A 1,178-nucleotide genomic window follows, 5' to 3' on the forward strand; every position below is an offset into this window, starting at 1 on the left:
GGTCTGTCCCGAATGGCGCTAGTTTAAGGCGTTTTTTTAGTGCAAACCGGACTGATATTATTGGTTAAAAATGTTATTTTTAACCATGAAGAATAAAGTAAATCCAACACCAATGTTACCCGGTTTTTATCTGCCACGTCGAGGAAGGAAACCTCGTTCAATTCAACAGGTATTGGCAGATAAAATTGCTTTTCTCCAACAGAAAACGTTCAAACAAATTGGAGAAATATTTGGCTGTTTTATTCCTGGCGATTATCTCAAGCCAGAGTCATCTGGATCTATGAGTCGCAGGACTTTTTACTCCAAAGAGAATACTTTCTGGGCGTTTTTAGGGCAAGTGCTGGATGCAGATGGCGGATGCAAGGAGGTCGTCAGGAAGCTCCAATCTTATGCATCACTTAAAGGAACCAAGCTTCCTTCTTCATCAACAGCATCATGCTGTACGGCTCGTAAAAAACTCGATGAACAAACACTTACGGATATTTTTCAGTATACAGCTGAACGGAGTGACAGTTCGACAAAAAGCGGTCTATTAATGGACCGTCGGGTCATTGTTGTTGACGGAACAGGGCTTAGCATGCCTGACACTCCTGGTAATCAAGAAGTATGGCCACAATCAGCGGCACAAAAACCTGGTTGCGGTTTTCCGTCAGCGCGCGTATGCGTCTGCTTCTCTCTGGAAAGCGGCGCAATGCTTAGCTATGCCGTCGGAAACAAGAAAAATAACGAATTGCCCCTTTTCCGTCAACAGTTGGATACTTTTCGGCCTGATGATATTTTTCTCGGAGACAAGGGTTTTTGTAGTTATTTCGACATGGTAAAGCTAAAGGAGCTAGGTGTTGACAGCGTCCTTACGCTTGCGCGTCGTAAGCCAGCCAGCAAATCGAACTGTCTGAAACAAATAGGTGAAAACGACTTGCTTATCAAGTGGGATCGCCCTAAATACAATCCTGGCTTGTCTTATTCCAGAGAAACTTTGGATCAGCTCCCTTTGGAGCTTGAATTGAGGCAGATCAGGGTGGTGGTTAATCAACCAGGGTATAGGACAAAGGGATTTTTCATTATAACGACCTTGCTGGATCCCATCAAATATCCTAGCGAGGAAATTGCCGAACTGTACCTGAAAAGATGGGATGTTGAGCTTTTTTTTCGAGATATAAAGACGACCATGGGAATGG

General features: G+C 43.8%; 1 protein-coding gene. It reads left to right on the plus strand.

Annotated elements, in window-relative coordinates; all coding sequences use genetic code 11:
- Nucleotides 1-85: 85 nt before the first annotated feature.
- Nucleotides 86-1,178, plus strand: a 1,093-nt coding sequence (locus JWH17_RS23200; RefSeq protein WP_205225079.1) for an IS4 family transposase, incomplete at its 3' end; no start/stop codon positions are given.

Source organism: Desulfogranum marinum (genome assembly GCF_016918565.1).
Classification (GTDB): domain Bacteria; phylum Desulfobacterota; class Desulfobulbia; order Desulfobulbales; family Desulfobulbaceae; genus Desulfogranum; species Desulfogranum marinum.